Source organism: Kitasatospora sp. NPDC057518 (genome assembly GCF_042802075.1).
Lineage (GTDB): Bacteria > Actinomycetota > Actinomycetes > Streptomycetales > Streptomycetaceae > Kitasatospora.
Genome location: NZ_JBHVEU010000497.1, coordinates 1 through 6,247, shown reverse-complemented (window position 1 = coordinate 6,247; position 6,247 = coordinate 1). Strand labels below are relative to the sequence as shown.

Sequence of the window (6,247 nt, the reverse complement as noted above, 5' to 3'; positions counted from 1 at the left end):
GACCACGGCGTGCAGGTGGTCGCCGCGCATCTCGGCCGCGGCGGCCTCGGAGGCGATGGTCACGACGTCCGGGAGGAGCTGGTTGCCCCACCAGTGGTCGCCGTCGCTGTGGCTGTTGACCAGCGTGCCGATGGTGACGTGCGGCAGGGCGCGCGCGACGGCGTCGAGCAGCTCGCGGGTCTGCGGGACGGTGAACAGGGTGTCGACGAGCAGCGCCTCGTCGCCGGAGGCGATCAGCCCGGCGTTGCTGAGGCCCCAGGAGCCGTTGGGCTGCAGGTAGGCGTAGGTGTCCGGGGCGATCTCGTGCAGGCCGAGGGTGTACGGAACGGCCATCGTCAGGCCTCCTCACTGATTGGACTGGAGTACCAACATGTACTCCAGTCCATCAATGGATTCAAGTACGCTCCCCTTGTGACCTCTCCTCCCAACCGACACGACCAGCGCCGCACCGCGACCCGGGAACGGCTCCTGACGGCAGCCCTGGAGCTGTTCGCCACCCAGGGGTACGCGGCCACCACCTACGACCACATCGCCGAACGCGCGGACGTGGGACGTCAGACGGCCTTCAACCACTTCCGCCGCAAGGAGGACTTCGTCACCGCCTGGGTCCAGCAGCGGCACGAGGTTCTGAACCGGCAGGACGAGGCGAGCGCATCCACCGGCGACTCCGTCATCGATGCGCTCGCCGACGCCCTGCGCACCCTCGCGGAGCTCAACGAGCGGGAGTACGCGCTGGCCAAGGACCTGCACGACAGCGGAGTCCTCCACGCCGCCTTCGCCCTCGGCACCACGACTCCGCGGGCGTTCGTCACCGCCACCACCCGGGGAGCCGAACGGGGCGAGATCCGGCCGGACTTCGACCCGGCGGCCGTCGCCGACCTGGTGTTCGACACCTACATCACGACCCTCGGCCGCTGGCTCGCCGCCGGCGCGGACCGCCCGCTCGCCGATGCCCTGCTGGCCAGGCTCGACATCCTCGCCACCGGCTTCACGGCCGGCTACTGACCGCACGGGCGCGGGCCCCGTCCGACGGACGGAGCCCGCGTGCGCCCGCTACCGGTACTGCCTGAACTCGCGGACGAGCGCGAGCAGGTTGATCAGAGTGCTGGCCGGAACATTGCCGAGCGAGACCAGGACCTGCCCGTTCAGGACGGTCTCCCCGGGCTGGGCGGACGGCCAGAGCAGGCCGAACTCGCGCCCCTCGGCGCGGAGTTCCACGATCAGGCCGGCGATCTGCCGACTGGTGAGGTGCCGGATCGCGGGATCGGCCGGCCTGATGGGATAGAGGGCGTTCACGCGACCAGGTCCAGCTCGAACCAGACCCGCTTCCCGAGCTTCTGCGGCTCGACACCCCAGCGGTGCATGAGCCCCTCGATCAGCTGCAACCCCCGCCCCGACTCGGCGAGCAGACCGAACTTCTGATGCTTCGACAGCTCCGAGCTGCGGTCGGCGACGGTGACGCGGAGGGTGCTGCCGGAGTAGCCGACCGTGACGACCGGCGAGGCCGTCAGCCCGTGCCGCCACGCGTTCACGACCAGCTCCATGAGCGCGAGTTCGGCGTCCCCGATGACCGGGTCGGGGTACCCGGCGCGCTCCATCGCGTCGCGCAACACCTCGCGGGACACGGTGAGGGAGGGGGAGTTGAGGTTGGGGTCACACATGGGGAATCTCCCATCAGCTCAAATGAGCTACGCACGGAGAGACCTGACGCCTCATCCGGCGAGCAGTGCAGTGAAACTTTAGGGTCTTCTCGGCAAAGTTGGCAACACGCTCTGCGCATGGATCTACACTGTCCGTAGGTGACGGTCCGCGAGGAAGGCACGCCGATGGCATTCAGGACTGGGATCAGCGAACGTCAGCGCCGGTTCGGCGAGGAGCTTCGCCGTGTACGTGATGCCGCCGGACGCTCGGCGCTGGAGATCGGCCAGGCGATCGGCGTGAAGGGGCCAGCGGTCAGCCACATCGAATCCGGTCGGATGGGCCTCAACCTTGACCGATTGAATGTCTGGCTTGATCTGTGCGAGATCACAGACACCGACTACCGAGCCGGTCTTGCAGCCATGAGCAAGGGTTCCAAGACGGCCTGGTGGAACGATTACAAACCTCACGTGCATCCCACCGCGATCGATCTCGCCGAAGCAGAGGCGAGCGCGACGGCCTTGGACAGCTACCAGACGCTCCTGATTCCCGGCCTGCTCCAGACCAAGGCCTACAGCGAGATCATCCACGACTACGCGGAGAAGAGGGTCGAGTTCCGTCAGCGCCGACAGGAGCTGCTCGCCGTCGAGAACGCCCCACCCTTCCACGCTGTTATCCATGAAGCGGCTCTGCACATGATGTACGGGGGACCGACCATCATGCGCGACCAGCTGAACCACCTCATCGAGGTCAGCAGGCTGCCCCATGTCACGGTCCAGATCCTCTCGTTCGACTGCACCACCTACTCCCGGAGTGAGACCCCGTTCGTCCTGATGCACGGGGCTCACGTACGCCTTGACTCGGTTCTGCTGGAACATCCACATGATTCAGACTTCTTGGGAGATCCTGAGGACGTGGCCGCATTCCGACGTAGGTTCGAGCGACTCAGGGGACTGGCCCTGCCGCCCCTGAACACGGCCACGCCCTCGTCGCCTTCCCATCGCGACTCGTGGGGCTTGATCCAGCACGTTCGGTACAAGATTCAAGGTAGGTAGTCATGAGCCAGCTCAACTGGCAGAAGTCGAGCTTCAGCGGCGACAGGGCAGACTGCGTCGAAATCGCGTCCGCTGGCGACCTCGTCTACATCCGCGAGTCCGACGACCCCACCCACATTGTCACCACCACGCCCACCAAGCTGGCCGCCTGGCTCCACAGCGCCAAGACCGGCGAGTTCGACCACCTCGCCGAAGCCTGACTCCCCTCCCCCGTGCCCCGGCGGTGGGCCGGGCACGGGGACCCCGTTCAACCCACTCGCCCCGCCAGTCCCAGCACGCGGTACCAGTGGCTCGTCTCCACGCCCTCCGCATCGAGCCCGGCCAGGTCCCGGAAGCGCTCCCCCGCGATCCACTCGAAGAAGAACTCCTCGACACTGCCCGCGACAGGCTCGACCCTGCACCCGGTGAACCAGATGCAGCCCTCGTCCGGCACCCTCCACACGCTGCCGTCGCGATCCACCAGCAGCGGGCTCGACGCGGCTTCCCCGAAGTAGAAGAACCGCGACGCGTCCTCCAGCACCCCACCACCGGGCAGCCCCGCTCCCTCCAGCCCCTCCGCCCACTGCCGGTCGGCCAACTCGTCGGCCCGGTAGAGCCGGCACGAGTGGTCCAGGTAGAGCCCGTCACTGGCCGCCATCAGCTCCCTGACCCCCTCGGGCGTCCCCGCCGGAACCGAGCTGCCGTCCCCGCCCTGCGGCACCTCACAATCCAGGAGCCCCAACTCCTCCCGGTACACCGCCAATGTGGACCGCAGAAGCCCCATCACCTCGAAGACGCCAGCCATCTCCCCACTCACCCCCAAAACGACAACCCCCTAAAGTCTCGCGCGGGAAGTCGACTGGGCCGACTTCCCGCGCAGAGAGCAAGCTCTCGGCCCGTACGCCAGGCATCCTGGGACACGAGCCGTCGTGGTAGCAGCACACGCACGGCAGAGGCTGTACCGGACTTGCTCCAGCCGTCACACAGCGCCGGAAAGGTAGACATGGAACAGCTCAACTGGCAGAAGTCGAGCTTCAGCGGCACCAACACCAACTGCCTTGAGATCGCCTCCGACGGTGAGCTGGTCTACCTCCGCGAGTCCGACGATCCGACCCGCATCGTCACCACCACCCGCCCCAAGCTCGCCATCTGGCTCCACAGCGCCAAGGCCGGCGAGTTCGACCACTTCATCGAAGCCTGACTTCCCTCCCCCGTGCCCCCGGCGCCGGGCCGGGGCACGGGGCCTCCGGGTCAGCTCACGCGTCGGGGTGTGCGGACAAGGCGAGCCAGTCAGTCCACGAGATCCCCCGGCCGAGGAAGCGCGGCTGCTCGAACGGCCAGTCGGCGGCGATCCACTGCGGCACCAGCGCGTCCAGGGCCCGCTCGACCTCACTGCCCACGAGGTCGTCCACCACCCACCAGGCGATCTCGCCGTCGGCGCCGGTCTTCGCGGGCGGGTCGATGTAGACGCAGCCGAGCAGGGCCGTCTCCGCCTCGTCGAGCAGCGCGTAGTTGAACGACTGGTGTGCGGCGATCTCCTTCTCGTGCCGCAACAGGTCGGCCTGGTTGGCCTCGAAGGTCATGGTGGCCGCGGGCCAGCCCCAGGCCGGACCGAAGACGGTCCACAGCCGCTCGCGCGAACCCATCACGGCCGGATAGTCGAGCGGCGCGTCCGCCTCCCGGACCGGCCGCAGGTGGTGGCGCCCGCCGGGCAGCGGCACGTGGACGGGGTGGACGAAGTCATCGGGTAGCCAGCTCATGGCGCCCGACCGTAGCACCGTGCCGGCGCCCGCCCCCCTGGTTTTCTCCCCACCAACCGGACGATCCCGCCGCCCCGGCGCAAGGCTCGTCTCCACACCTTCCGCATCGATCCCGGCCAGGTCCCGGAACCGCTCGAAGACGCCGGCCATCTCCCCACCCACCCCCACATCAACAACCGCCTAAAGCCTCGCGCGGGAAGTCGCCTGGGCCGACTTCCCGCGCAGGGAGCAACTTCTCGGCCCCTACGCCAGGCATCCTGGGACACGGGCCGTCGTGGTAGCAGCACGCGCACGGCAGAGGCTGTACCGGACTTGCTCCAGCCGTCACACAGCGCCGGAAAGGTAGCCATGAAACATCTCAACTGGCAGAAGTCGAGCTTCAGCGGCGAGGAGGCCAACTGCGTCGAAATCGCGTCCGCTGACGACCTCCTCTACATCCGCGAGTCCGACGACCCCACCACCGTCGTCACCACCACCCCCACCAAGCTCGCCGCCTGGCTCCACAGCGCCAAGGCCGGCGAGTTCGACCACTTCACGGCCCTGAAAGTGCCCACCGTTGAGATCCCCCAGCACGTCCTGGAGGAGGCCGTTCGTATCCTTGGACGGTGACCAGTGGCGCGCCCACTTCGACGGCTACCAGCACGATGCCTTCCGGTTCGAGGCCCAGCCCGCCTACACCATGCCCAAGGAGGCCGAGAACCTCGCGGCACCGGCGGGTGCACGGCTTCGTCTCCTCCGGGCGGACGATCGGCCGCGTCCGCGTGGTGCGCCGGCCCCTCACGGACTACCAGCGGTACCAGTTCGCCTGGGGCATCCCCGGCAACATCACCGCGGGGGAGGACATCCGGATCCTGGACGCCACCGAGCGGGATCTCGGGATCCCCGACCAGGACTGGTGGCTGTTCGACGGTTCCTCGGCCGTCCACCTGAACTTCCGGCCTGACGGCACGCAGATCAACCGTGAACTGGTCACCGGCGACATGCGCCAGTACCAGGAGTGGAAAGAGCTCGCCCTGGCCCACTCCGTACCGTTTCTCGAATTCCTGAACACGCTCGGGTGACACTCGACCCGGACCAGCCCGACCGACGGCCGTCTACCACCGCTTCCATCTCCGCCAACTGATCTACTCCCAGTAGCAGTTGAGCCCTAGCCCAGCCGGAGGATTCCCAGAGAGCATCTCAGGCGAAGACTTCGAGAACCTCTTCTCGACGTTCCAGCGGGAGGCGTTCCGACTGGAAACGCTTGACGACTACAGCGGGTCATCGAACGCGGCGAGCCTCCGCGCGTTCCTCGATGGTGAACCGCAGCCGGCCGACTACAACCAGGAGTGGGTGGATGAGGTCCGGGCGAACACCGCCGGCGGGAAGCGCATGTACCGGGTCCACATCCTCTCCCGGCCGCTGACCCCCTACCTCCGGTTCGAACTCGGCTGGGGATACGCCAAGAACGCCACCGCCGGGGAGGAGTTCTTCATCCTCGACACCACCGACCAGCCGAATCCGCTCGATGGTGTTCCCGACTTCTGGGCGTTCGACGAGTCCACCGTCATCACCATGCGCTACGGCGACGGCGGCACGTTCCTCGACGCCGACAGGGAGTCGACCACCGAGAAGTGGCTGGGGTACCGCGACCTCGCCCTGAGCCGTGCGGTGCCCTTCGCCGAGTGGTGGGCCCGGCACGGAAGCGAGTGAGAGGAACGGACCTCGAATAAGCCTTCAAGCCTTGCGGCTACCATCGCGCAGGAAGTCGGCCTGGCCGACTTCTCACGCACGCGATGGGGCTGGGTCCGCGTCGCCGCTTCGGCTGAACCGAAG

12 protein-coding genes are annotated in these 6,247 nt (G+C 67.6%); 7 read left to right on the top strand and 5 right to left on the bottom strand.

Going from position 1 to position 6,247, the window contains the following annotated elements:
• Positions 1-333, bottom strand: a 333-nt coding sequence (locus ACFU7Z_RS34300) for an MBL fold metallo-hydrolase (protein WP_380781867.1), incomplete at its 3' end; no start/stop codon positions are given.
• Positions 334-411: 78 nt separating this feature from the next.
• Between ACFU7Z_RS34300 and ACFU7Z_RS34295 the strand changes: the two genes are divergently transcribed.
• The gene (locus tag ACFU7Z_RS34295) at positions 412-1,005 is read left to right on the top strand and encodes a TetR/AcrR family transcriptional regulator (protein ID WP_380781865.1); all 594 of its coding nucleotides are present in this window, start codon (positions 412-414) and stop codon (positions 1,003-1,005) included.
• 48 nt (positions 1,006-1,053) lie between these two features.
• On the opposite strand, the gene ACFU7Z_RS34290 is transcribed toward ACFU7Z_RS34295, so the two are convergent.
• Together ACFU7Z_RS34290 and ACFU7Z_RS34285 are read right to left on the bottom strand one after the other, a co-directional pair.
• A complete protein-coding gene (locus tag ACFU7Z_RS34290) occupies positions 1,054-1,296 on the bottom strand; it encodes a hypothetical protein (protein ID WP_375876465.1) in 243 nt (80 codons plus the stop codon).
• Complete coding sequence (locus tag ACFU7Z_RS34285) at positions 1,293-1,661, bottom strand: ATP-binding protein (protein ID WP_380781862.1); 369 nt, start codon at positions 1,659-1,661, stop codon at positions 1,293-1,295. The genes ACFU7Z_RS34290 and ACFU7Z_RS34285 overlap by 4 nt, the downstream gene beginning before the upstream one ends.
• Positions 1,662-1,799: 138 nt before the next feature.
• Here ACFU7Z_RS34285 and ACFU7Z_RS34280 point away from each other — a divergent pair, with 138 nt between their 5' ends.
• Positions 1,800-2,693, top strand: a complete 894-nt coding sequence (locus ACFU7Z_RS34280) for a helix-turn-helix transcriptional regulator (protein WP_143204701.1) — start codon at positions 1,800-1,802, stop codon at positions 2,691-2,693.
• A 2-nt stretch (positions 2,694-2,695) separates the two neighbouring features.
• A complete protein-coding gene (locus ACFU7Z_RS34275) occupies positions 2,696-2,893 on the top strand; it encodes a DUF397 domain-containing protein (protein WP_375876464.1) in 198 nt (65 codons plus the stop codon).
• 47 nt (positions 2,894-2,940) lie between these two features.
• On the opposite strand, the gene ACFU7Z_RS34270 is transcribed toward ACFU7Z_RS34275, so the two are convergent.
• A complete protein-coding gene (locus ACFU7Z_RS34270; RefSeq protein WP_380781860.1) occupies positions 2,941-3,477 on the bottom strand; it encodes a hypothetical protein in 537 nt (178 codons plus the stop codon).
• A 198-nt stretch (positions 3,478-3,675) separates the two neighbouring features.
• Here ACFU7Z_RS34270 and ACFU7Z_RS34265 point away from each other — a divergent pair, with 198 nt between their 5' ends.
• Positions 3,676-3,873 (top strand): DUF397 domain-containing protein, encoded by a 198-nt coding sequence (locus ACFU7Z_RS34265; protein ID WP_380781858.1) that lies wholly within the window; start codon positions 3,676-3,678, stop codon positions 3,871-3,873.
• 55 nt (positions 3,874-3,928) lie between these two features.
• Here the strand turns inward: ACFU7Z_RS34265 and ACFU7Z_RS34260 are convergent, their stop codons facing one another.
• Positions 3,929-4,432: a GNAT family N-acetyltransferase gene (locus ACFU7Z_RS34260; protein WP_074005482.1), complete on the bottom strand. Its 504-nt coding sequence runs from the start codon at positions 4,430-4,432 to the stop codon at positions 3,929-3,931.
• A gap of 348 nt (positions 4,433-4,780) precedes the next feature.
• On the opposite strand from ACFU7Z_RS34260, the gene ACFU7Z_RS34255 reads away from it, so the two are divergent.
• The 3 genes from ACFU7Z_RS34255 to ACFU7Z_RS34245 all read left to right on the top strand — a co-directional run bounded on the left by ACFU7Z_RS34255 (position 4,781) and on the right by ACFU7Z_RS34245 (position 6,124).
• Positions 4,781-5,041, top strand: coding sequence for a DUF397 domain-containing protein (locus ACFU7Z_RS34255; RefSeq protein WP_380781856.1), 261 nt, complete (start codon positions 4,781-4,783; stop codon positions 5,039-5,041).
• A gap of 35 nt (positions 5,042-5,076) precedes the next feature.
• Positions 5,077-5,493 carry a DUF6879 family protein gene (locus ACFU7Z_RS34250; RefSeq protein ID WP_380781869.1) on the top strand — a complete coding sequence of 139 codons (417 nt, stop codon included), beginning with the start codon at positions 5,077-5,079 and terminating at the stop codon, positions 5,491-5,493.
• Positions 5,494-5,572: 79 nt separating this feature from the next.
• Positions 5,573-6,124: a DUF6879 family protein gene (locus ACFU7Z_RS34245; protein ID WP_380781854.1), complete on the top strand. Its 552-nt coding sequence runs from the start codon at positions 5,573-5,575 to the stop codon at positions 6,122-6,124.
• Positions 6,125-6,247 lie beyond the last annotated feature (123 nt).

Coding starts and splice junctions, on each gene's coding strand:
- ACFU7Z_RS34270 (WP_380781860.1), bottom strand. CDS start 3,477: ATGGCTGGCGTCTTCGAGGTGATGGGGCTTCTGCGGTCCACATTGGCG.
- ACFU7Z_RS34265 (WP_380781858.1), top strand. CDS start 3,676: ATGGAACAGCTCAACTGGCAGAAGTCGAGCTTCAGCGGCACCAACACC.
- ACFU7Z_RS34275 (WP_375876464.1), top strand. CDS start 2,696: ATGAGCCAGCTCAACTGGCAGAAGTCGAGCTTCAGCGGCGACAGGGCA.
- ACFU7Z_RS34255 (WP_380781856.1), top strand. CDS start 4,781: ATGAAACATCTCAACTGGCAGAAGTCGAGCTTCAGCGGCGAGGAGGCC.
- ACFU7Z_RS34260 (WP_074005482.1), bottom strand. CDS start 4,432: ATGAGCTGGCTACCCGATGACTTCGTCCACCCCGTCCACGTGCCGCTG.
- ACFU7Z_RS34285 (WP_380781862.1), bottom strand. CDS start 1,661: ATGTGTGACCCCAACCTCAACTCCCCCTCCCTCACCGTGTCCCGCGAG.
- ACFU7Z_RS34250 (WP_380781869.1), top strand. CDS start 5,077: ATGCCTTCCGGTTCGAGGCCCAGCCCGCCTACACCATGCCCAAGGAGG.